At 70.9% G+C, this 20631-nt stretch carries 23 protein-coding genes; 12 read left to right on the top strand and 11 right to left on the bottom strand.

What is annotated here, in order from left to right:
* Window positions 1-5: 5 nt before the first annotated feature.
* Window positions 6-212, bottom strand: a complete 207-nt coding sequence (locus tag ABXJ52_RS05500; protein ID WP_361843540.1) for a DUF5999 family protein — start codon at window positions 210-212, stop codon at window positions 6-8.
* Between the two features lie 304 nt (window positions 213-516).
* Window positions 517-1101, bottom strand: a complete 585-nt coding sequence (locus tag ABXJ52_RS05495) for a hypothetical protein (protein ID WP_367039703.1) — start codon at window positions 1099-1101, stop codon at window positions 517-519.
* A gap of 484 nt (window positions 1102-1585) precedes the next feature.
* On the opposite strand from ABXJ52_RS05495, the gene ABXJ52_RS05490 reads away from it, so the two are divergent.
* Entirely contained in the window at window positions 1586-3103 is a 1518-nt protein-coding gene (locus tag ABXJ52_RS05490) for a glutamate--cysteine ligase (protein ID WP_367039701.1), read from the top strand.
* A gap of 62 nt (window positions 3104-3165) precedes the next feature.
* On the opposite strand, the gene ABXJ52_RS05485 is transcribed toward ABXJ52_RS05490, so the two are convergent.
* Entirely contained in the window at window positions 3166-4938 is a 1773-nt protein-coding gene (locus tag ABXJ52_RS05485; RefSeq protein WP_367039699.1) for a substrate-binding and VWA domain-containing protein, read from the bottom strand.
* 166 nt (window positions 4939-5104) lie between these two features.
* On the opposite strand from ABXJ52_RS05485, the gene ABXJ52_RS05480 reads away from it, so the two are divergent.
* Window positions 5105-5905 carry a type II CAAX endopeptidase family protein gene (locus ABXJ52_RS05480; RefSeq protein WP_367039698.1) on the top strand — a complete coding sequence of 267 codons (801 nt, stop codon included), beginning with the start codon at window positions 5105-5107 and terminating at the stop codon, window positions 5903-5905.
* Window positions 5906-5990: 85 nt separating this feature from the next.
* Here the strand turns inward: ABXJ52_RS05480 and ABXJ52_RS05475 are convergent, their stop codons facing one another.
* Both ABXJ52_RS05475 and ABXJ52_RS05470 read right to left on the bottom strand, forming a co-directional pair.
* Window positions 5991-6812, bottom strand: a complete 822-nt coding sequence (locus tag ABXJ52_RS05475) for a PhzF family phenazine biosynthesis protein (RefSeq protein ID WP_367039696.1) — start codon at window positions 6810-6812, stop codon at window positions 5991-5993.
* A 99-nt stretch (window positions 6813-6911) separates the two neighbouring features.
* A complete protein-coding gene (locus ABXJ52_RS05470) occupies window positions 6912-7316 on the bottom strand; it encodes a hypothetical protein (protein ID WP_367039694.1) in 405 nt (134 codons plus the stop codon).
* Window positions 7317-7475: 159 nt separating this feature from the next.
* Between ABXJ52_RS05470 and ABXJ52_RS05465 the strand changes: the two genes are divergently transcribed.
* Window positions 7476-8096 carry a PadR family transcriptional regulator gene (locus ABXJ52_RS05465; protein WP_367039692.1) on the top strand — a complete coding sequence of 207 codons (621 nt, stop codon included), beginning with the start codon at window positions 7476-7478 and terminating at the stop codon, window positions 8094-8096.
* Between the two features lie 138 nt (window positions 8097-8234).
* Here the strand turns inward: ABXJ52_RS05465 and ABXJ52_RS05460 are convergent, their stop codons facing one another.
* Window positions 8235-8663 carry an SRPBCC family protein gene (locus tag ABXJ52_RS05460; protein WP_367039690.1) on the bottom strand — a complete coding sequence of 143 codons (429 nt, stop codon included), beginning with the start codon at window positions 8661-8663 and terminating at the stop codon, window positions 8235-8237.
* A 304-nt stretch (window positions 8664-8967) separates the two neighbouring features.
* Here ABXJ52_RS05460 and ABXJ52_RS05455 point away from each other — a divergent pair, with 304 nt between their 5' ends.
* The gene (locus tag ABXJ52_RS05455) at window positions 8968-9807 is read left to right on the top strand and encodes a putative protein N(5)-glutamine methyltransferase (protein ID WP_367039688.1); all 840 of its coding nucleotides are present in this window, start codon (window positions 8968-8970) and stop codon (window positions 9805-9807) included.
* A gap of 28 nt (window positions 9808-9835) precedes the next feature.
* Here the strand turns inward: ABXJ52_RS05455 and ABXJ52_RS05450 are convergent, their stop codons facing one another.
* On the bottom strand, window positions 9836-10024 hold the full coding sequence (locus tag ABXJ52_RS05450; protein ID WP_367039686.1) for a hypothetical protein: 189 nt from the start codon (window positions 10022-10024) through the stop codon (window positions 9836-9838).
* A 197-nt stretch (window positions 10025-10221) separates the two neighbouring features.
* Here ABXJ52_RS05450 and ABXJ52_RS05445 point away from each other — a divergent pair, with 197 nt between their 5' ends.
* The 3 genes from ABXJ52_RS05445 to ABXJ52_RS05435 all read left to right on the top strand — a co-directional run bounded on the left by ABXJ52_RS05445 (window position 10222) and on the right by ABXJ52_RS05435 (window position 13114).
* Window positions 10222-10854 (top strand): Clp protease N-terminal domain-containing protein, encoded by a 633-nt coding sequence (locus ABXJ52_RS05445; RefSeq protein WP_367039685.1) that lies wholly within the window; start codon window positions 10222-10224, stop codon window positions 10852-10854.
* A 52-nt stretch (window positions 10855-10906) separates the two neighbouring features.
* On the top strand, window positions 10907-11923 hold the full coding sequence (locus tag ABXJ52_RS05440; RefSeq protein WP_367039683.1) for an EamA family transporter: 1017 nt from the start codon (window positions 10907-10909) through the stop codon (window positions 11921-11923).
* Window positions 11924-12160: 237 nt separating this feature from the next.
* Window positions 12161-13114 carry a DMT family transporter gene (locus tag ABXJ52_RS05435; RefSeq protein WP_367039681.1) on the top strand — a complete coding sequence of 318 codons (954 nt, stop codon included), beginning with the start codon at window positions 12161-12163 and terminating at the stop codon, window positions 13112-13114.
* Between the two features lie 188 nt (window positions 13115-13302).
* On the opposite strand, the gene ABXJ52_RS05430 is transcribed toward ABXJ52_RS05435, so the two are convergent.
* Complete coding sequence (locus ABXJ52_RS05430) at window positions 13303-14025, bottom strand: pyridoxamine 5'-phosphate oxidase family protein (RefSeq protein WP_367039680.1); 723 nt, start codon at window positions 14023-14025, stop codon at window positions 13303-13305.
* 35 nt (window positions 14026-14060) lie between these two features.
* Between ABXJ52_RS05430 and ABXJ52_RS05425 the strand changes: the two genes are divergently transcribed.
* On the top strand, window positions 14061-15392 hold the full coding sequence (locus tag ABXJ52_RS05425) for an aminotransferase class I/II-fold pyridoxal phosphate-dependent enzyme (protein ID WP_367039677.1): 1332 nt from the start codon (window positions 14061-14063) through the stop codon (window positions 15390-15392).
* Here ABXJ52_RS05425 and ABXJ52_RS05420 read toward each other — a convergent pair.
* Complete coding sequence (locus ABXJ52_RS05420; protein WP_367039675.1) at window positions 15383-16468, bottom strand: DMT family transporter; 1086 nt, start codon at window positions 16466-16468, stop codon at window positions 15383-15385. The genes ABXJ52_RS05425 and ABXJ52_RS05420 overlap by 10 nt on opposite strands.
* Before the next feature lie 74 nt (window positions 16469-16542).
* On the opposite strand from ABXJ52_RS05420, the gene ABXJ52_RS05415 reads away from it, so the two are divergent.
* Window positions 16543-17445, top strand: a complete 903-nt coding sequence (locus ABXJ52_RS05415) for a LysR family transcriptional regulator (RefSeq protein ID WP_367039673.1) — start codon at window positions 16543-16545, stop codon at window positions 17443-17445.
* A 31-nt stretch (window positions 17446-17476) separates the two neighbouring features.
* Here the strand turns inward: ABXJ52_RS05415 and ABXJ52_RS05410 are convergent, their stop codons facing one another.
* Window positions 17477-17956, bottom strand: a complete 480-nt coding sequence (locus tag ABXJ52_RS05410) for a pyridoxamine 5'-phosphate oxidase family protein (protein WP_367039671.1) — start codon at window positions 17954-17956, stop codon at window positions 17477-17479.
* 198 nt (window positions 17957-18154) lie between these two features.
* On the opposite strand from ABXJ52_RS05410, the gene ABXJ52_RS05405 reads away from it, so the two are divergent.
* Window positions 18155-18796, top strand: a complete 642-nt coding sequence (locus ABXJ52_RS05405) for a cysteine hydrolase (protein WP_367039669.1) — start codon at window positions 18155-18157, stop codon at window positions 18794-18796.
* Here the strand turns inward: ABXJ52_RS05405 and ABXJ52_RS05400 are convergent.
* Window positions 18783-19256 carry a Rieske (2Fe-2S) protein gene (locus tag ABXJ52_RS05400; RefSeq protein WP_367039667.1) on the bottom strand — a complete coding sequence of 158 codons (474 nt, stop codon included), beginning with the start codon at window positions 19254-19256 and terminating at the stop codon, window positions 18783-18785. The two genes, ABXJ52_RS05405 and ABXJ52_RS05400, sit on opposite strands and share 14 nt — an antisense overlap.
* Before the next feature lie 91 nt (window positions 19257-19347).
* Here ABXJ52_RS05400 and ABXJ52_RS05395 point away from each other — a divergent pair, with 91 nt between their 5' ends.
* Both ABXJ52_RS05395 and ABXJ52_RS05390 read left to right on the top strand, forming a co-directional pair.
* Window positions 19348-20151, top strand: a complete 804-nt coding sequence (locus ABXJ52_RS05395; RefSeq protein WP_367039665.1) for a HipA family kinase — start codon at window positions 19348-19350, stop codon at window positions 20149-20151.
* Complete coding sequence (locus ABXJ52_RS05390) at window positions 20148-20549, top strand: DUF3037 domain-containing protein (protein ID WP_367039663.1); 402 nt, start codon at window positions 20148-20150, stop codon at window positions 20547-20549. The genes ABXJ52_RS05395 and ABXJ52_RS05390 overlap by 4 nt, the downstream gene beginning before the upstream one ends.
* The last annotated feature ends 82 nt before the right edge of the window (window positions 20550-20631 follow it).

The raw sequence follows: 20631 nt of genomic DNA, 5'->3' as shown, positions 1-20631 counted from the left end.
GTCGGTCAGGCGGCAGTCATGATCTTGTCCGTCCCCAGCGGTCGATGCGGGGCGATGATCTGGCCGTCCGGCAGCAGTTCACCGGTGTCCTCGAAGAGAAGGACGCCGTTGCACAGCAGGCTCCAGCCCTGCTCCGGGTGGCTCGCCATGAGGAGCGCGGCTTCCCGGTCGGCGGAGTCGGCTGTCGGGCACGGTGGTTGGTGCTGGCACATGGAAGGGTTCTTTCGCTGCGATGTGATGGCTGTGACGTCTGCCTTGCGGCTCGATGCGGTGTTCATGGCCGCCCCCCGTTTAGTCGGTCGGTCCCAGTGTTGCCCTACGGGCGTCAATCCGCAGGGATTTAGCGGCAGCGCTCCTTACTGCTTAATGACGTATCACCCGCCCGGACGGTTCAGCCCAACTGCACTGTCCCTTCGGGTGGTTCGGTGTGGTCATACCGGGCTAGTCCGTATGGGCGCAGGACGCGCCGAGCCCCGCGGCCAGGGCGGCGGCGGGGCACGGGAACGTACGGCGAGGTCAGGCGGGCGAGCCGAGCAGCGGTGCCGGGGTCATGCGATGCGTGAGGACCTTGAGGAGCTCCGCGGCGCGATGCGGGCGGTGCGCCGCGATGCCCGGGGGCGCGGGCGCCAGGGGCACGAGGATGTCGGAGGGCGCGAGGTGGCCGCTCGCGCCGTCCGCGGTGCAGTCACCGTGCAGCCAGAGTGTCAGCATGTAAAGCTCGGGTACGGACAACAGTCGTGGCTGGTACGGCATTGGCATCGCTTCGGCATGACGGAGGGCGCGCTCGGTGGACGCTATGTACGGACCTTCGAAGAAGTGCGAGAAGGTCCACCCGTCAGGGGTCAGCATCGTCTCCGCCGCGGCGACGGCTCGCTCACCGGAGCGGATCAAGAAGCGCCACCCCGTGAGCCGGGTGGGCGAGGCGTCCGTCGGGTTGATCCGGTCAAGTACGTGCACCGGCAAAGGGAGTTCGGGACTCGTGGGCCCCTGCACGGCGCGCAGGGACGGGGTGCGGGCTTCGCGTACGGCCGTGGGTGAACCGAGTGCCGCGAGGACGCTGCGCAGGGCGGGCGCGGGAGCCGGGGGGACTTGCAGCGGCATGATGAGTCGCCTCTCTCATTCGACAGGCACGGTGGAACGAGGACAGGTGCGGACGTCGCTGTCTGCTCCGGGGACAGAGGGGCGGGGCCAGGGGACCGCGAGCGCCAACTCTCTGCCTCGTTCGCGGAGTTTATACGACACGTGTTCAGGCAGTGTTTCGTCTAACCGCACCCGATATTGCCTGCAAGGCGTTATTCGGTCGCCATTTTGCGGGCTTTAACCCGATTCGTGACAAGGCCCGGACGTGTGACCTCGGCTCTCTTCGCAGGAGCGGACGGCCGATTCCCATCGGTGTTTTTCACCAGGCTCCGAGGCGATGATTCCCCGGCGCATCTCATGCCTGGTGAATGTGCCACCCGTACATGGCGTAGAGCGTACTGGGCCGGTGGCATGTGCGGGGCGTTATCGATCACATTGCAGGGCATCATCCACCGAGACACAGCGGCCGGATCATTGGCTGCCCATCCGAGGAGGGGACGCTTCGATGGGGGAGAAGGTCGTAGCAGGATCGTTCGATCTGGCCGACCGGAACCGGTACCGGGCCAAGCTCAAGGAGTGTCTGGCGGGGCTGCGGAGACTGTTGGACGAGGAGCGGTTCGACCGGCCCAAGAACCTCATGGGCGTGGAGATCGAGCTGAATCTCGCGGGGCCGGACGGCATGCCGAGAATGCTGAACGGTGAGGTTCTCGAACGGATCGCGAGCCGGGACTTCCAGACAGAACTCGGAATGTTCAATCTTGAAGTCAATATCGCACCGCACCGATTGGGCGGCCGCGTTCTGGACCGGCTCGCCGAGGAGCTGCGCACCGGCCTCGCCTATGCCCACCGGAAAGCGAACGAGGTGAACGCCGGCATCGTGATGATCGGCATTCTGCCGACACTCGCACATCACGACCTGGTCTCGGGAAACCTCTCCGACGTCGACCGCTACGCACTGCTCAACGACCAGATCGTCGCCGCGCGCGGCGAGGAGTTCGTCCTGGACATCCAGGGCGTGGAGCGGCTCACCTGCACGTCCGCGTCCATCGCGCCCGAAGCGGCGTGCACGTCCGTGCAGTTGCACCTCCAGGTCACGCCGGGCAGGTTCGCCGATGTGTGGAACGCCGCGCAGGCCGTCGCCGCGGCGCAGGTCGCCGTCGGCGCCAACGCGCCGTTCCTGTTCGGGCGTGAGCTGTGGCGCGAGTCGCGCCCGCCGCTGTTCCTGCAGTCCACGGACACGCGCCCGCCCGAACTCAAGGCCCAGGGCGTGCGGCCGCGGACCTGGTTCGGTGAGCGCTGGATCAGCGACGCGTACGAGCTCTTCGAGGAGAACCTGCGTTACTTCCCCGCGCTGCTCCCCCTCCTGGACGACGAGGAACCGCTGGAGGTGCTCGACGCCGGGCGGGTGCCGCAACTGGGCGAACTCGTCCTGCACAACGGCACCGTGTACCGCTGGAACCGCCCCGTGTACGGCATCGCGGGCGGTGTGCCGCACCTGCGGGTGGAGAACCGCGTCCTGCCCGCGGGCCCCACCGTCACCGACGTCATCGCCAACGCCGCCTTCTACTACGGCGTCGTACGCGCCCTCGCCGAGGAGCCGAGGCCCGTGTGGACCCGGCTGCCCTTCGAGGCCGCGGCCGCCAACTTCGACACCGCGTGCCGCGACGGCATCGAGGCCCGGCTGAAGTGGCCGCGGCGCGGTCGCTCCGGCGGGATCGTGGAGGTGCCGGCGGTGGCTCTCGTACGCGACGAGCTGTTGCCGCTGGCCGCGGCCGGACTCGACGCGTGGGGTGTCGAGCCCGCCGACCGCGACTACTACCTCGGCGTCATCGAGGAGCGGTGCAGGCGCCGGGTGAACGGGGCGTCCTGGCAGGCGGCGACCTACCACCAGGCTCTGGAGACCGGCCTTGAACGCGACGCCGCGCTCGCCGCGACGACACGGCGCTACGCCGAGCTGATGCACGCGGGGGATCCGGTGCACACCTGGCCGGTGGGGCTGCCCGAGCCCGCCGTCCTGAGCTGAGGTGACCTGAGTTGAGGTGACCTGAGCGAAGGTGACCTGAGTGGAAGCGTGCGGCGACCGGCTCAGCCGTGGCTGCCCGCCTCCATGATGGCCTTGAGGATGACCGCGTGGATCTGCGCCGGGTCGTCGACCTGGTGGCCCGAACCGCCGGTCGCCTCCGCGATCTGCACGACCTCCTCCTTGTCCGCGTTCGGGCCGACCGCGATGGCGATCAGCGGCACCGGCCGCTTGGGGTCGGAGAGGTTCTCCAGCTGCGATATGAGGTTGCTGCGCGCGATGGAGCCGGGGTCCTGGTTCGCGCCGTCCGTCAGCACCACGAGCGCGTTGAACTTGCCGCTCGCGTAGGTCGACGTGGCTTCCCTGTACGCCGCGAGCGTGGTGTCGTACAGGCCGGTCGCGCCGCCCGGGATGGGGGTCAGGTCGCTGAAGGCCTTCGAGATCCTGTCGCGCTGGGTGCCCTCCCCCTTCCGGTCGCCGAGCCGTTCGGTCGGCACGAGCTTGCGGTAGTCGCGCTCACCGTCGAGGAGGGTGGCGAACTCCCAGAGGCCGATCTCGTCCTCGTCGGTGAACCCCGCGAGCGCCTGGAGCAGCGAGGACTTGGTGACCTCCATCCGTGTCCGGCCCTGGCCGGGCACGAACTCGCCCATGGAGTCCGAGACGTCGACGACCGTGCTGAGCCGTGCACTCTGCACGGTGATCGTCCACATGCCGAGCGTCTCCTGGATCTCCTTCTCGGAGGGCGGCTCGCTCGCCTCGTCGTCGTACGGCTGCGGGGTGCGGCCCCCGGCCGCCGTGACGAGTTTCTCCGAGGGGCCCTCGGTGCCGGTCCTGAAGCCGTGCTTCTCCAGGATCGCGATGCCGCCCTCGTCGCTGAACAGGGTCATGAAGCGCAGGGCGGCCCTGCTCTGGTCCGTGGACAGCTCGTCCTCCTGGACCAGCGTGTACGGGTAGTCGAGGCGTGGCGAGCCGTCCTTCGGATAGAACATGTCCAGGCTGTTCTCCTCGCCCGCCGACGCGTTGTGCTCGAACGCGGCCTGCTCGGAGAGGATCAGCGCGTGGTTGCGCCGCGGGTTGCCCTGCTCGGTGCCGGAGGAGTCGCGGGCCAGGGTGTCCAGGAGCTGGCTGTCGCTGTCGGACGTGCGCGCGGACAGCGCTTTGGCCATCCCGGCGGCCCGGGTGTCACCGTCCTTGCCGCCCGCCTTCTTCGCCGACGTGCTCAGCTTCGCCAGCGCGAGGAGGCCGGTCGCGCTGCGCGCGGGATCGGCGGCGCCGAGCCGCAGCTTGTCGCCCTTCGTCGCCGAGCCGGTCAACTCCGGCCAGCTGTACGTCTTTCTGGGCCAGCCCAGGGTCTTGGCGGCGGAGGGGATCATGGCCATGCCCACCGGGGACGAGGCTATGTTCCCCGCCGGCGCCACCTTGTTCTGCTTGCCGCTGAGTCCTACACGCTGCACCCACAGTTCGGAGTCCGGCACCCACACGTCGTAGCCGGGATCGCCTTCGCCCGTGCGCAGTTCGTCGGCGACCTTGTACGAATCGCGGGCCGAGACGCGTACGTCGATGCACGCCCCGTCGGACGTGACGTCCTTCTCGCGCGCCTCGTCTGCCGCCGCGCGCAGGGCGGGGGCGATGGCGGGGGCGGCGACCACATCCAGGCTCACCGTGTCCTCCTGGCATGAACCGCCGAAGGTCAGCAGGTCGCTGCGGACCGCGACCGCCGTGCCCGCCGCGACCGTCAGGACGAGCGCCGTCGCGATGGCCACGCTGCGGCCGCGGGTCCGTGGCCGAGGGCCGGGTGCGTCCGTCCCGTACTCATCGGGCAAGCTGTGACGTCCCATGGCGGTGGTGCCCCTCCTTGAGCGATGAAGCAAGGAAAGAGGGGGCGGCATGACCGCAATCGGCGTCCGTCCCCCTCGGCCTGTCGCGCACGGTCTTCGTAACTTCTTTCGAGACCCTAGCGGGGCAGGGGTGGTGATGAGGCGGGATTACTCAACTGGAGGCGGAGTGCAAGCGGAGTCCGGGCCGTTGGCCGGTTCTTTTCGGGGCGAGGGGCCATCGCGACGGATCCTGCGGGACGAGACGCTGCTCGTCCTGGCGCTCTCGCTGGGCGCGAGCGGTGTGTCCGCGCTGATCAGCTTTGTCGGATCGGTCACCAAACCGGGTGGTCTCAAGGACCAGGCCGCGACCATGAACGCGTCGGCCGCTCCGGGGCGGCCGTGGCTTGATCTCGCGTGGCAATTGTTCGGCATCTCGACCGCGTTGGTGCCGGTGGCGCTGGTGGCGCACTTTCTGATCCGCGAGGGCGCCGGGCTGCGCACGATCGGCTTCGACCGGAGCCGGCCGTGGCCGGACCTGGGGCGCGGGGCGGCGATCGCCGCGGTGATCGGCAGCACCGGGATCGCCTTCTATCTGGCGGCGCGCGGGCTGGGGTTCAACCTGACGGTGGTGCCGGAGGATCTGCCCGACGTGTGGTGGAAGTACCCGGTGCTCGTGTTGTCCGCGGTGCAGAACGCGGTGCTCGAGGAAGTGATCGTCGTCGGCTATCTGCTGCGCAGGTGCGGGCAGTTGGGCTGGACGCCGATGGCTGCGCTGGTCGGCAGCTCGGTGCTGCGCGGCTCGTACCACCTCTATCAGGGCATCGGCGGGTTCATCGGGAACATGGCGATGGGGGTGGTCTTCGTGCTCCTGTACCGGCGCTGGGGGCGGGTCGGGCCGCTGGTGGTGGCCCATTCGCTCCTGGATATCGGGGCGTTCGTCGGGTACGCGCTGCTCGCGGGGAAGGTGGGGTGGCTGCCGACGCCTTAGGCGGGTGGGCGGTTCCGCCGCGGTGGTTCTGTGGGGACGTACGACCGCGTCGTACGTCCCCACAGTTGTACGTATCCCAGCGGTGTCAGGCGTAGAGGTCGCCCTCGATGACCGTGACCGCACGGCCCGTCAGGAGGGTGCGGTCGCCGCGCAGTTCCGTGCGGACCAGGCCGCTGCGGGCCGATGCCTGCAGGCCGGTGAGCTCCGTGCGGCCCAGGCGCTGGGACCAGAAGGGGGCGAGGGCGGTGTGGGCGCTGCCGGTCACCGGGTCCTCGTCGATGCCGACGCGCGGGAAGAAGCACCGGGAGACGAAGTCGTGGCCACGGGAGGGGTCTTCGGCGCGTGCGGTGGCGATGATGCCGCGCTCGGAATGCCGGATCAGGGCCTTGTGGTCCGGAGCCAGGGCGCGCACCGTCTTCTCGTCGGCGAGCTCGACCAGCAGGTCACCGAGGCTCGCCCCCGCGTCGAACACCGCGAGCGGCTCGGCGCCGAGTGCTTCGGCCACCCCGTCGGGGATCTCGACCGGGGTCAGCGGGGCGGTCGGGAAGTCCATGGTGACGGTGCCGTCGGCGTGCGCGGTCGTGGTCAGGACGCCGCTGCGGGTGGCGAACCGTACGGGGCCCGTGGCGGCGCCGGTGGTCTGCAGGACGTGGGCGGTGGCGAGCGTGGCGTGGCCGCAGAGGTCGACCTCGGTGGCGGGCGTGAACCACCGCAGCGCCCAGTCGGCTTCGCCGCCCGCGGGGAGTGGGTGGGCGAAGGCGGTCTCGGCGTGGTTGACCTCCGTGGCCACGTTCTGGAGCCAGCTGTCCTCGGGGAAGGCGTCGAGGAGGAGGACGCCCGCGGGGTTGCCCGCGAAGGGGCGGTCGGTGAAGGCGTCGACGACGCGGATGCGGTGAGAAGTCGGCATGTCGATGACGGTAGCGGGCCAATACCGGGGCGGGACAAGGCCAATTCGGGGTAAGTGGCCTGATTGGCCTCGTGGATCCGGCCTGGGCGTGACGGACCGCTAGAGGTCGGCGTCGCGGGCTCGTGCGGCGACCGCTGCCGCCAGCAGGGGCCAGCCGTCGATCTCCACCGGCGACTGCCCTTCTGGCTGCCACCCGCGGGCCGTCGCGACGTCGAGCAGGGCGCGAACGGCGCCCGGTTCGTGCAGGTTCAGGGAGTCGCCCCCGGTACACCCCACGTCCCCGGAGCCCATGGGGAACCCGCCGGGGACGTAGCGACCCGGGCCGTCGGCGAAGACGATACGCAGCGGTGCGCCGCTTCTGGCCGGTTGCGGATGAAGGGTGGGGGTCTGACGGCAGTCCGCGGACCGGCCGCTGTCCAGCACGCGGTGGCTGTGACGAAGTGTCCACAGATACGCCCGCCCGCCTGCGACCAGTCGGCGGGGCTTCCTCGGATCGCGGGGCACGGGGCCGAGCGTACGCGGTCCGATTGCGCCCCTGGTGGTGATCGAACTTCGGAGCAGGGGAGCGGGGCTTGCCGAACGAAGTATTCCGATATATCGTTGAGGCATCGCGACTGATCAACGACTACACGGTTGATCACTGACACAAGAGGAGTGATGGCGATGCGTTCCCACGGTTATGAACACGAGCACGGACGTGGCAAGTGCGGCCCCGGTCACGAGGGCCGCGGCGGTTTCGAGGGGCGGCGCGCGGCGTTCGGTCCCTTCGGGCCCGGCTTCGGAGGCCCCGGTGGACCCGGTGGCCCCTGGGGTGGCCGAGGCGGCAGGGGCGGTCCGCGAGGCAGGGCGAGGCGCGGTGACGTACGTGCGTCGATCCTGGCCCTGCTGAAGGACCGGCCGATGCACGGTTACGAGATGATCCAGGAGATCGCCGAGCGCAGCGGCGGGGCATGGAAGCCCAGCCCCGGTTCGGTCTACCCGACCCTCCAGCTCCTGGAGGACGAGGGCCTGATCAGCAGCGCGAGCGAGGGCGGCAAGAAGCTCTTCTCGCTCACCGACGCCGGCCGCACCGCGGCCGACGAAGGTCCCGACGCGCCTTGGGAAGAGGCCGGGCGCGGGGTCGACTGGGAGGCCCTGAGTGAGATCCGGCAGGCCGGTTTCGGTCTGATGGAGGCGTTCGGTCAGGTCTGGAAGACCGGCAGCAAGGACCAGCGCGACAAGGCCCTCACGGTCATCAACGACGCCCGCAAGAAGCTGTATCTGATCCTCGCCGATGAGGACTGAGTCGGTGAGGGCTGAGACGGTGGGGGCAGACGACCCCCACCGCTCTTGAGGCGCCCCGCACTGCATGTGTGGGGCGCCTCTTCGCGTGCGGGGGAGTCCGGGCGGAGGGAGTCCGGGCGGAGGGGGACCGGGCGAGGCTCAGGTCACCAGGCCCGCCAGCTTCCGCAGTGACTCGTTCAGCGCTGCCGTCGCCGAGTCCTTCAGCTTGCCCGCCATCAGGGAGACCGCCGCTCCCGTGAACTCCCCGTCTATGCGCACGTTCGTCGCGCCCCCCTCGGGGGAGAGGGTGTAGCGGGTGCCGACCGTGACGCCCATCGGGCCCTTGCCCCTGATCGCGAGGGTGCGCTCGCTCTCCAGCTCCTCGACCGTCCAATTGACCTCGGCGGGGAAGCCCATCAGCTTCATGTTCTCCGCGAACGTGCCGCCCGTCTCCAGCGTCGCGGGGGCGCCGTTGGGGAAACTCGTGTGCGTGGCGTTCCACTCGCCGTACGAGGAGAAGTCGGTGAGTTGGGCCCAGACCTTCTCGGCGGGCGCCTCGATCCGTGCTTCCGCGCTGACTTCGGCCATGCGACGACCCCTTCTTCTCGTGCGCTGCGGCGGGGCGCAGCTGCGGTGTCGCGGAACGTAGCCGCAGGACCCGGAACATTCAATACTGATGAACCGTCAGATGCCGTGTCCACTCCGGCGATGCCGTCCGCAAGCGGGTCGGGTACTGTTTCCCTCCCCGCGACCGACGCGGGAAGACGGACCCAGGAGGTGAGCCCCATTACCGCTGCAGCAGGTCGGGTGCTCCCCCTTCACGACCGCGCGGTTCACCCGGCATAGGTGACCGAAGGGAGCCCCACAGGCGTCCCGAAAGGTTTCTCTCCTGATGTCGGCTTCACCTTCGTCACCAGCCACCCCCGCATCGTCCGCGTCACCGCTCATCACACCCGTCGTCCTCGCTCCTGCCGCCATCGTCGCCAGGCTGCGTGCCGCCGGCTGTGTCTTCGCCGAGGACGAGGCGGAGTTGCTCCTCGCCACCGCGCGCGACCCCGCCGAGCTCGCCGGGATGGTGGAGCGGCGCGTCATCGGTCAGCCCCTCGAACACGTCCTGGGCTGGGCGGAGTTCCGCGGTCTGCGGATCGCCGTGGACGTGGGGGTCTTCGTGCCCCGGCGGCGCACCGAGTTCCTCGTGCGGGAGGCCGCCGCCCTCGCCCGGCCGGGCGCCGTCGTCGTCGACCTGTGCTGCGGTTCGGGAGCGCTCGGGGCCGCGCTCGGGGCGTCCGTCGACAGGATCGAGCTGTACGCGGCCGACATCGACCCCGTCGCCGTGCGGTGCGCGCGGCGCAACGTCGCCGGTGTGCGGGGCCGGGTGTACGAGGGGGATCTCTACGAGCCGCTGCCGGACGCACTCCGGGGGCGCGTCGACATACTGCTGACGAACGTCCCCTACGTACCCACCGAAGAGGTCGGTCTGCTGCCGACGGAAGCCCGTGTCCATGAGGCGCGTGTGGCCCTCGACGGCGGAGCGGACGGCCTCGACGTCCTGCGGCGGGTGACCGCGGACGCCGCGCGCTGGCTGGCTCCCGGCGGCCGGCTGCTGTTCGAGACCAGTGAGCGGCAGGTGCCGTACGCGCTGAAAGCGGTCGCGGACGGTGGTCTCGTCCCGCGGCCGGTGAGCGACGAGGAGTTGTACGCGACGGTCGTCATCGGAACGCGCCCCGCGTAGGCAGGCGGGTCGTGGCTCACGCGGCGCGTCAGCCCACCCTGCGTATCACCGCCGCGTCGAAGAGGTCGCACGCCCTGGGGAGCGGGCTCTCGTCGTGGCAGTGCCAGGCTTCCCAGAAGAGATCGGCGGGCAGTGCGTTCTCGGGTGCGTACACCCGGTACACGTACTGCCTTCCGTCGATCGCGGGCAGCGCGACCGTCCAGCACCCGCACTCCATGCCCGAAAGACGAGTGGCCGGTGCGCCACGGTTGCGTGCCCGGCGCGAATCAAGGCGGCGCGCGCCCCTCGGGGAAGAACAGCCCGATCTCATCCGTAAGGAGGAGGAGCCGCCCATGCGTACCCAACCTGTGTCGGACGCGAAGATGCTTCCCGCCGCCGATGACGCGGCCTTCGGGGGCTGATGGGGTGGAAGATGTGCAAAGCCGTACCTCGCGGGGCGCCGAGCCCGGCCCGACCCGAGCAGAGACCGACTCCCGACTGAGCGCAGCGCTGACGTCGGTGGTGGCCGGCGCGCGCCGGCGCGCGGTGCGGGACGGGGACCGGCAGATCGACACCGCGCATCTGCTGCACTCCCTCCTCGAGACCGACCCCGGTGTGCGGGCGGCCTTCGACGACGGTGCGCAGGTGGTGCGGCTGCTCGGCTATCTCGTCCAGCGCAGCATCGGGTACGGACTGCAGTGGCAGGGGACGGTCGAGGACTCCGGAGCGGTGCCGTTGGTGGGGGCGGGGCACTCCGCAGCCGTGACGGTGAAGGAGACGGGCTGGTCGCCGTCCGCGAGCGCCGCCATGGAGGCGGCCATCGAGCGGGCCGGCCGCCGCGGTGAACCGCGAGCCCTGGGTATCGACCTCCTGGCGGCGCTCGTCGCCGATCCCGACTGCCGGGCGGTCGAGGTCCTGGGGCGGGCCGGGGCCGACGCGCAGGTGATCCTCCGGCGGATCGAGGACGATCCGTGCGCCGGGGCCTCCGTCGGCGCGTTCGTCGATCCGTACGCGAAGCCGTACGCCGATCACCGCGCGGATCCGTACGCCGAAACGTCCGCCGATTGAGACAGGGTCTTTCGGGGGCGACGCTCATGACACGTCCTGTCATGATGAGCCGGTGCAAGCGTCTCAAGGGAAACAGGCAGGCTCGCGGCAGAGCCACGGAAGAGGCGTCGGCCTGGGGCTCGCCCTCGGGTCGGCGGTTGCCTTCGGCGGCTCGGGTGTCGCGGCCAAGCCGCTGATCGAGGCGGGCCTCGACCCGCTCCACGTGGTGTGGCTGCGGGCGGCGGGCGCCGCCCTGGTGATGCTGCCGGTCGCCTGGCGCCACCGCGCACTGCTGCGGAGCAGGCCCGCACTCCTGCTCGGCTTCGGCCTGCTCGCCGTCGCCGGTGTCCAGGCCTGCTACTTCGCGGCGATCTCCCGCATCCCCGTCGGCGTCGCGCTCCTCATCGAATACCTGGCGCCCGCGCTCGTACTCGGCTGGGTGCGCTTCGTGCAGCGGCGGCCCGTGACGCGCGCGGCCGCGGTCGGCGTGGTGCTCGCGGTCGGCGGCCTCGTCTGTGTCGTCGAGGTGTGGGCCGGGCTGACCTTCGACGCGGTGGGGCTGCTGCTCGCGCTGGGGGCCGCGTGCTGCCAGGTCGGCTACTTCGTCCTGTCCGACCAGGGCAGCGACGCGGGCGACGACGCCCCCGATCCGCTCGGCGTCATCGCGTACGGACTGCTGATCGGCGCCGCCGTGCTGACCGTCGTGGCGCGGCCCTGGGGCATGGACTGGTCGGTGCTCGCCGGCAGCGCGTCCATGGACGGCACGGCCGTGCCCGCATGGGTGCTCATCGGCTGGATCGTGCTCATCGCGACCGTCGCGGCGTACGTCACCGGGGTGCTCTCGGTGCGTCGGCTCTCGCCGCAGGTGGCGGGCGTCGTGGCCTGTCTGGAAGCGGTCATCGCCACCGTGCTCGCCTGGGTCCTGTTGGGCGAACACCTGTCGGCGCCGCAGATCATCGGGGGCGCCGTGGTGCTCGCGGGGGCGTTCATCGCGCAGTCGTCCACGCCCGCCAAGCCCCGGCAGGGGCCGACAGCGGGCGGGGTGCCGGAGCCGGAGGGGCAGTTGTCGTCAACCGGCACTGCCGTCTAGGGTGTTGATCATGCATTCACGCGCGCTCGTTCTTCCGCCCCCGGCCGCTTAGGCGCGGGCACCTCCTGGAACACACCCGGCCGGTGGCCGGGTGGAACGACGCTGCCCGCAGACGGAGCCAGGGATCTTCATTTCTTTCTGCGGAGAAATCACGTGACGAACGTGTCAAGTGCAACCAGCGTGTCTGATGCATCCGATATGGGGTCCACTGTGTCCCCTGCATCCACCCTGTCCCCTGTGCCGACGGCCGTCTCGGGACTGTCCGTTGGGCGAGGCCTTCTCTATCTGATCGTCGCCGGTACGGCATGGGGCACCGCCGGCGCTGCCGCCGCGCTGGTCTTCGCGGCCGGCGACATGGGGCCGGTCGGCCTCTCCTTCTGGCGTTGCGCGGGTGGCTTCGTGCTGCTGTTCGCCCTGCGTCTGGTGCGCTCGCGCCGCCGGACGGCTGCGGCCCCCGTCGGTCTGCCGCTGCGGCGCAGGCTGCCGCGGATCGTGGCCACCGGCGTCTCCCTCGCCGTGTTCCAGACCGCCTACTTCGCGGCCGTCGAGTCGACCGGGCTCGCGGTCGGCACGGTGGTCACGATGGGGGCGGGGCCCGTACTCATCGCGCTCGGGGCGCGGTTCACCATGGGGGAGCGGCTCGGAGGCGCCGGTGTCGTGGCGGTGGCCGGGGCGCTTACAGGGCTCGTGGTGCTCGTCCTCGGCGGCGGGGACGCGAGCGTGCGTCCGGCGGGCGTCGGGTGGGGGCTGCTCTCGGCCGCCGCGTACGCCGCGATGACGCTGCTCACGCGGTGGTGGGGGCGGGGCGGCGCCGCCGACTCGTCCGATACGACGGTCTGGTCGTTCGCCGTGGTGTCCGTGTGCCTGCTGCCGCTCGCGGCGGTGGAGGGGCTCGTCCCGCATACCGCGGAGCCGGCACGGATGGGCCTGTACCTGCTGTACATCGTCGTGATCCCGACGGCGGTCGCCTACGCCCTGTACTTCGCGGGCGCCGCCGTCGTCCGGTCCGCGACCGTCTCCGTGATCACGCTCCTCGAACCGCTGAGCGCGGCGGTCATCGCGGTCGTGCTGCTGGGTGAGGAGCTCACCGTGTCGACGGTGCTGGGCACTTTGCTGATGCTGGCCGCGGTGACGGGCCTCGCGGTCGCGGAGACGATCGCTGCGGGTTCTCACGGGGCGCGGCCGGAGTGAGTGACGGGGCTGACGGGGGCCCGTTGCCTTGAACCGCGGGCCGGTGGGGGCTGATGGCGCCCGCGCGGCGGAGCCGCATGTGTGTCAGCCCCGCGCCCGGCCCCGCGCCCCTTGCGGGGCGCTTGGGCGAGGCCGTCCGCCGTGAGCTGCTCGAAGTGGTGGATCTCCATCGAAGTGGTGGATCTACGTCACAGTTCGATCAGGTAGCCGGGCGCGTCGATGCCGGGGGCGAGATCGGTCGCGGGGACGAGCGGGTCGTGGCCCTTGCGGAGCGGGACGACGCCGGCCCAGTGGGGGAGGTCGAGGTCCTCGGGGTCGTCGTTCGGGCCGCCGGTGCGCACCTTCGCGGAGACCGCGGAGAGGTCGAGGCTGAGCACGGCGGTCGCCGCGAGCTCCTTCGCGTTCGCGGGACGGGAGTCGGCGGAGCGGCCCGGCACGACGTGGTCGACGAGCGCGTCGAGGGCGGCGCGCTTCTCCTCGGGGTCCGTGACCTGGTGGGCGGTGCCGTGGATCACCACGGAGCGGTAGTTGATCGAGTGGTGGAAGGCCGACCTGGCGAGGACCAGGCCGTCGACGTGGGTGACGGTCAGGCAGACCGCAAGGCCCGGGTCCTCCTCCTGCCGGCGGCCGTCCGCCGCCATCCGCAGGGGCCTGGACCCCGTCGAACCGTGCACGTACAGGCGCTCGCCCACGCGGCCGTACAGCGTCGGCAGGACGACGGGGGCGCCATCTCGCACGAAGCCGAGGTGGCAGACGTAGGCCTCGTCGAGTATCGCGTGCACCAACTCCTGGTCGTACGTGGCGCGGTCCCGCCCGCGGGTGGGGACGGTGAGGTCGGTCGGCGCGTACGAGGCGGTGTCGGTGGCGGTCTCGATGCCGGAATCGATGCCGGTCTCGGATGCGACGCTCATTGCTTACTCCATTGCACTAGTGCATAATCATGTTTGTGCTAGGAGAGTATCGGATCGAAGGCAGACGCGCAGCTGAGATCGCTGCCAGCGTGGAGCGTGCGGTGGGCGGCGGAGACCTGGAGCCGGGTCAACTGCTGCCGCCGATGCGAGAGTTGGCCGAGCTGCTCGGGGTGAATCCCAATACCGTGGCCTCGGCTTACCGCACGCTGCGTGAACGCGGCGTCATCGAGACGGCGGGGCGGCGCGGCAGTCGCGTACGCCCCAAGCCGGCGACGACGGTGCGTGAGCTGATCCGTGTGGACGTGCCGGACGGTGTGCGTGACGTGTCGAACGGCAATCCGGACACGGCGCTGCTGCCGTCGCTGGCGGGGGTGTTCGCGGCGGCCGCAGCCGAGGGCGACCGGCGGCCCGTCCTGTACGGGCAGGAGGCCGTGGACCCCGAAATGACCCGCCACGCGCGCGTGGCCCTCGACGAGGACGGGGTGCCGGACGGCCCTGTCGCCGTCACCTCCGGGTCCCTCGACGCGATCGAGCGCGTGCTGGCGGCCCACCTCAAGCCCGGCGACGCGGTGGCGGTCGAGGACCCCGGCTGGGGCAGCCTGCTCGATCTGATGCCGGTGCTCGGACTGCGTACGGTCCCGGTGGGCGTCGACGACGACGGGCCGTTGCCCGCCGACGTGGAGGAGGCGCTGCGCGGCGGCGCGCGGGCGCTCATCGTCACCGACCGCGCCCAGAACCCGACGGGCGCGGCGATCAGTGCTCCACGCGCGCGTGCGCTGCGAAACGTCCTCTCCGCGCACAAGGACGTGCTGCTCGTCGAGGACGACCACGGTCACGCCATCGTCGATCTGCCGCTGCACCCGCTGGCGGGCGTGACCCGCAGCTGGGCCTTCATCCGCTCGACGGCCAAGGCGTACGGCCCTGACCTGCGGCTCGCCCTGCTCACCGGGGACGCGGTCACCGTCGACCGCGTCCAGGGGCGGCAGCGACTCGGCCCCGGCTGGGTGAGCCACATCTCGCAGCGCGCGGTCGTGCGTCTGTGGACGGAAGGTGCGGTGGACACGGGCGAGGTGGCCGCCTCGTACGCCAGGCGGCGTGACGCCCTGATCACTGCGCTGGCCGAGCGTGGCGTCACGGCGCACGGCCGCAGCGGCATGAACGTGTGGGTCCCCGTGCCGGACGAGACCGGGGCGGTCGCCAGACTGCTGCACGCGGGCTGGGCCGTAGCCCCGGGGGCGCGTTTCCGCATGAGCGCGCGGCCCGGGGTACGGATCACGGTATCGACGCTGGGGGACGAGGACATCACGGCGGTGGCGGACGCCGTCGCCTCCGCTACTGGGCGTGCGCCTGCGCGGCGTTACGAGTGAGGGGGGCCGGCGGCCGGGTCGGCGGGACCGGCTGTCGCGCGGTTGGGCTCCGCCGGTGTGCGGGCGGGGCGGCGGGTGCGTGGGCTGGACTGGGTGAGGGCCGCGCCTGCCAGGACGATGATCGCGCCGACCGGTGTCGACCAGCTCAGGGACTCGCCCAGCACGGCCACGCCCGCCGCGGTGGCGATGACCGGGACGAAGTACGTGACCATCTGGGCCGTCGTCGGACCGACCTCGGAGACCAGGCCGTACTGGATCAGGAAGGCCAGCCCGGTGCCGACGGCACCCAGTGCCACGATGGCGAGGAGCGGCACGACGGGGAAGTGTGTGGGCAGCGACGTGAACAGCGGCGTCACGACGGCGAGTTCGACGGTCGCGACCAACAGCTGGGCGCCGGTCAGTGAGAGGTTCGAGTGGCCGGACCTCGCCAGGGTGCGGCGCACGTAGATCCAGCCGACCGGATAGCTCAGCGAGGCGAGCAGCGCCAGCGACGTGCCGCGGAAGTCGATGCCGCTGAAGCCCTGCCAGGCACCGAGCACCGTGAGCACGCCGATGAACCCGAGGCCGAGCCCCGCGACCCTGCGCCGCGTCGGCCGGTCCTCGGAGAGCGCGACCATGGAGAGCGCCATGCCCCACAGGGGCGAGGTCGCGTTGCAGATGCCGGCGAGCGTGGACGGAATCGTCAGCTCCGCGTAGGCGAAGAGCGAGAACGGCAGGGCGTTGAGCAGCAGTGCGGAGACCGTGAGGTGCGCCCATGTCCGTGCCCCGCGCGGCAGCCGCTCGCGCTTCATCACGAGGACGACCGCGACGACCGCGGTGCCGAACAGCAGGCGCCCCAGGGTGACTTGGAAGGGGGCGTAACCGTCGGTGCCGACCTTGATCAGGAGGAAGCTGAAGCCCCAGATCAGCGAGAGGACGCCGAAGCGGAGGCGCCAGCCGAGGGCACCACGACGCTTCGGTCGAGCGGATGCGGACGCGGATGCGCATGCGGATGCAGAGGCGGATGCGGATGCGGATGCGGATGCGGACTCAGTGGTGACGGGGGAAGGGGAAAGAGGAGGGGTGGTGACATGCATGTATGTCACATTGAAGCCTTCGACCTCGTAGAACAAGCGAAATTAACTGCCCAGTACCGCGTAGCATCGCTTACATGTTGAACCTCGAGCGCCTGCGCACCCTGGACGCCCTGGCCAGGCACGGATCGGTCAGCGGCGCCGCGGCCGGGCTGCACGTCACCACGTCGGCCGTCTCCCAGCAGATGACCAAACTGGAGCGCGAGGTGGGCCAGCAGCTCCTCGCCAAGAACGGCCGCGGGGTGCGCCTCACCGACGCGGGAAGGCTGCTCGCCGAGCACGCCGCCCGCATCCTCTCCCAGGTGGAACTCGCGCAGTCGGACCTGGAGGAGCAGCGCGGCAAGGCCGTCGGTGAGCTGCGGATCTCCGCGTTCCCCACGGCGATGCGCGGGCTGCTGCCCGCCACGCTCACCGCGCTGCGTGCCGGACACCCCGGCCTGCGCGTCCGCTCCCAGGAGATGGAGCCGCAGCCCGCGGTCGCCGCCCTGGTGCGCGGCGACATCGACATGGCGGTCGTCCTCGACTGGTACAACAAACCGCTGCCGATGCCCGGAGGCCTGGTCAAGGCGTCCCTCCTGGATGACCCCGCCGACATCGCCATGCCCGCGGCGCACCCCCTCGCCGGCCGCACCGACGTGGATCTGGAGGAGTTCGCGGACGACGAGTGGATCGCCTGGGCGGAGGGGGAGTTCTGCCACGAGTGGCTGATGTTCACGCTGCGCGCCAAGGGCATCGAGCCGCGGATCGCACACCGCGCGGAGGAGCACCACACCCAGCTCGCGATGGTGGCCGCGGGTCTCGGCGTCTGCGTGGCACCGCAGTTGGGGCGCGATCCCATGCCGGCCGGGGTCAGGACGGTCCCGGTGCGCCACCGGGTGCGGCGACATGTGTACGTGGTGTGGCGCGCGGACGCGGACCGTCGCCCTTCGATCAGGGCGGCGGTGGAGGCGCTCCAGGTGGCGGGGGCGGGGCTGCGCTAGCGAAGCGGGGCCGGGGCCGGGGCCGATGGGATCAGGGGCGGGCCTGCAGTGTCGCCAGCTTCCGGAAGTCCCAGGACGTGATGGCATCGGGGGTGAGCCGGATCCACGCGTGCTTCCCGTCGTACGGCATCGTGTCCATCCCGAAGTACTTCTGGGGGAAAAGGCGCTCAGGGACTTCGAGTTCGGGGCAGGGCTCGCCCATTCGCGGTGATTCGGCGACGAAGACCGCCGTCCCGGAGAGTTCCACGCCCCGCAACTCCCCGTACTCCACACCCGAGTCGATCACGACGGCGATCCGCTGATCGCCACGGAGGTCGGCCCAGCGCTTGCTGCGGGTGATCGAGAACAGCCACAAGGACGTGCCGTCCCAGGCGAACCACAGCGCGCTGACGTGCGGCGCGCCGTCCGGGGACACGGTCGCGACCCGGCAGGTGCGCTCCGTGCAGAGGTACGCGTCGAGCTCGTCCGGCGTCATCATGATTCTGCGGCCCCGGCGCTGTGTGACGGCCATCGGTCCTCCTGCGGCATGGGGAAGGGTGGGCGCGCGCCACTGGAACCGACCAACCGACCGATCGACCTGACTGAGCGTCAGAAAGCGGCGCCCGGAAAGCATGCGGCCTCTTCCGCCGTGGCGCAATGGCGGCTAACCTCCGCGCATCCCGGGCGCCGGTGGCCCCGGCCGAGCCAAGAGACCCGGACAGGGGGAGCGATGCCGTCGCACGAACAGCTCAGGGAACTCCTCGACCCCGCCACCACCGCCCTGCTGACCGTCGAATGCCAGCAGGGTGTGGTGGGGACGGAGAGCGCGCTGCCCGAACTCGCCGACGAGGCACGCTCGTCGGGCTGCCTCGCCAATGTCGCGCGGCTCGTCTCCGCCGCCCACCAGGCCGGGGTCCAGGTCCTGCACGCCGTAGCCGAACGGCGGCCCGACGGGCGCGGAGCCAACCGCAACGCCCGCCTCTTCCGAGCCGCGGGGCGGCTGCCCGTGCAGCAGCTCTCGGGGACCAGGGCCGTGCGCATCGCGCCGCCCATCGAAGTGGCCGACGAAGACCTCGTCGTACGGCGGCTGCACGGGCTCTCGCCCCTCGCGGGCACGGACGTCGACCCGCTGCTGCGCAACCTGGGCCGCCGCACCCTCCTGGTGACAGGTGTGTCGGCGAACGTGGCGATACCGAACGCCGTCTTCGACGCCGTGAACCTGGGCTACAACGCCGTAGTGCCCTCGGACGCCATCGCGGGAGTCCCCTCCGACTATGCACCCGCGATGATCCGCAACACCCTCGCCCTGGTGGCCACCATCACCACCACCGATGAGGTCCTCGGCGCCTGGAAACGACCTAGGCCAGCGTGATCGAGTCGCCGTCCACTTTGATCTCCGCGGCGGGCAGCGGTTTCGGCGCGGGGGATGCCTTCACGCTCCCGTCGGCGATGGAGAACTTGCTGCCGTGACAGGGGCAGTTGATGGTGCCGCCCTCAATGCTCGTCACCGGACACTGCTTGTGGGTGCAGCGGTTCGAGAAGGCCTTGAACTCACCCTCCGTCGGCTGGGTCACCACCACCCCCTCCTTCTTGAAGATCTTGCCGCCGCCCACCGGGATCTCCGACGTCCTGGCGAGCGCGGCCCCGGCGGCGCCACCGGCGGCCTCCTCGCCCTCCTCGGGTTTCTGCTCCTGCTCCGCGGCCGGGTCCGAGCCGTAACCGTCGTCGCTCTCACCGCACGCGGCGAGGGCGGCGGCCAGGCTGACGACGCCCGCCGCGGTGACGACCGAACGGCGGGACGGGGTGGGCAGCTGTTCCTTCGAAATGGTCATGTCCGGTGGTACGAGCCCACGCGCCGCTGTGTTCAGTGCCCTCAAGCACTTCTTGCGCGAGCCGAGTTCGGAGCGGCATTAACCTGGGGCGATGCTCACCGAAGTCACCGCGGTCCGCTATGTCACGCCCCTGCGGGAGGGCGGATCGCTCCCCGGCCTCGTCGAGGCCGTCGACGGCCGGGGGACGTACGCGCCGTACGTCATGAAGTTCACCGGCGCCGGCCAGGGCCGCAAGACGCTCGTCGCCGAGGTGATCTGCGGGCGGCTGGCGCGCGGCCTCGGGCTGCGGGTGCCGGGCCTCGCGCAGATCTGGCTCGACCCGGTGCTCGGCCTGGGCGAGCCCGATCAGCAGGTGCAGGAGCTGCTCAAGTCGAGCGGCGGAGTGAACCTCGGGATGGAGTACCTCTCCGGCGCGCTCGGCTTCGACCCGCTCGCGTACGACGTCGGTACGGCCGAGGCGGGCCGCGTCGTGTGGTTCGACGCGCTCATCAACAACGTGGACCGCTCCTGGCGCAACCCGAACATGCTCATGACCGGCGGCGACCTGTGGCTCATCGACCACGGCGCGAGCATGATCTGGCACCACAACTGGCGCACCGCCGAGACCGCGGCCGCCAAGCCGTACGACGCCTCGGACCACGCCCTCGCCCCCTTCGGGCCCGACATCGCCACGGCCGCCGCGGAGCTCGCCCCGCTCGTCACGCAGGAGCTGCTCACAGCCGCCGCGGCCGACGTGCCCGACGCGTGGCTGGTCGACGAGCCCGGCTTCGACGACCCCGACGCCGTGCGCCGCGCCTATGTCACGGCGCTCCTGGCGCGCGCCGAGACCATCCACGAACGGATCCAGCTGCCGCAGAGCCCGACCGGGCAGCAGCGGAAGGGTGCCACCAAGTGACCGAGCAGCCGACACCGACCGCGCGGGACGTCTTCGAGTACGCCCTGGTGCGCGTCGTGCCGCGCGTGGAGCGCGGCGAGCAGTTCAACGCGGGCGTGGTGGTCTACTGCCGGGCCAGGTCCTTCGTGGCCGCCCGCACGCATCTCGACGAAAGCAAGCTGCGGGCCCTCGACCCGGCAGCCGACCTCGACGGCATCAGGGCCGCGCTCGGCGCCGTCGAGCGGATCTGCGCGGGCGGCGAAGGGGCGGGCCAGGCCGAGCGGGACGATGCCGGACGGCGTTTTCGCTGGCTGATCGCGCCGCGCTCGACCGTTGTACAGCCGGGGCCGGTGCACACGGGTCTCACGGCGGATCCCGCCGCGGAGGTGGACCGGCTCCTTGACCTCCTGGTGAGGTAAAGAATCACAGGCCCCAGTGTGCCGTTGACACCGGGTGCCAGGGCTTCTAGCGTCTCGTTCAGCTGAAGGTACTAAGCGGTCG

It is taken from the genome of Streptomyces sp. Je 1-332 (genome assembly GCF_040730185.1).
Lineage (GTDB): Bacteria > Actinomycetota > Actinomycetes > Streptomycetales > Streptomycetaceae > Streptomyces.
This window is presented reverse-complemented; position numbering and strand designations above follow the sequence as displayed.

Bases quoted from the DNA above. Each gene is read 5' to 3' on its own strand.
- ABXJ52_RS05500 (WP_361843540.1), bottom strand. From the start codon at position 212: ATGTGCCAGCACCAACCACCGTGCCCGACAGCCGACTCCGCCGACCGG.
- ABXJ52_RS05495 (WP_367039703.1), bottom strand. From the start codon at position 1,101: ATGCCGCTGCAAGTCCCCCCGGCTCCCGCGCCCGCCCTGCGCAGCGTC.
- ABXJ52_RS05490 (WP_367039701.1), top strand. From the start codon at position 1,586: ATGGGGGAGAAGGTCGTAGCAGGATCGTTCGATCTGGCCGACCGGAAC.
- ABXJ52_RS05485 (WP_367039699.1), bottom strand. From the start codon at position 4,938: ATGGGACGTCACAGCTTGCCCGATGAGTACGGGACGGACGCACCCGGC.
- ABXJ52_RS05475 (WP_367039696.1), bottom strand. From the start codon at position 6,812: ATGCCGACTTCTCACCGCATCCGCGTCGTCGACGCCTTCACCGACCGC.
- ABXJ52_RS05465 (WP_367039692.1), top strand. From the start codon at position 7,476: ATGCGTTCCCACGGTTATGAACACGAGCACGGACGTGGCAAGTGCGGC.
- ABXJ52_RS05460 (WP_367039690.1), bottom strand. From the start codon at position 8,663: ATGGCCGAAGTCAGCGCGGAAGCACGGATCGAGGCGCCCGCCGAGAAG.
- ABXJ52_RS05455 (WP_367039688.1), top strand. From the start codon at position 8,968: ATGTCGGCTTCACCTTCGTCACCAGCCACCCCCGCATCGTCCGCGTCA.
- ABXJ52_RS05450 (WP_367039686.1), bottom strand. From the start codon at position 10,024: ATGGAGTGCGGGTGCTGGACGGTCGCGCTGCCCGCGATCGACGGAAGG.
- ABXJ52_RS05430 (WP_367039680.1), bottom strand. From the start codon at position 14,025: ATGAGCGTCGCATCCGAGACCGGCATCGATTCCGGCATCGAGACCGCC.
- ABXJ52_RS05420 (WP_367039675.1), bottom strand. From the start codon at position 16,468: ATGCATGTCACCACCCCTCCTCTTTCCCCTTCCCCCGTCACCACTGAG.
- ABXJ52_RS05415 (WP_367039673.1), top strand. From the start codon at position 16,543: ATGTTGAACCTCGAGCGCCTGCGCACCCTGGACGCCCTGGCCAGGCAC.
- ABXJ52_RS05410 (WP_367039671.1), bottom strand. From the start codon at position 17,956: ATGGCCGTCACACAGCGCCGGGGCCGCAGAATCATGATGACGCCGGAC.
- ABXJ52_RS05405 (WP_367039669.1), top strand. From the start codon at position 18,155: ATGCCGTCGCACGAACAGCTCAGGGAACTCCTCGACCCCGCCACCACC.
- ABXJ52_RS05400 (WP_367039667.1), bottom strand. From the start codon at position 19,256: ATGACCATTTCGAAGGAACAGCTGCCCACCCCGTCCCGCCGTTCGGTC.
- ABXJ52_RS05395 (WP_367039665.1), top strand. From the start codon at position 19,348: ATGCTCACCGAAGTCACCGCGGTCCGCTATGTCACGCCCCTGCGGGAG.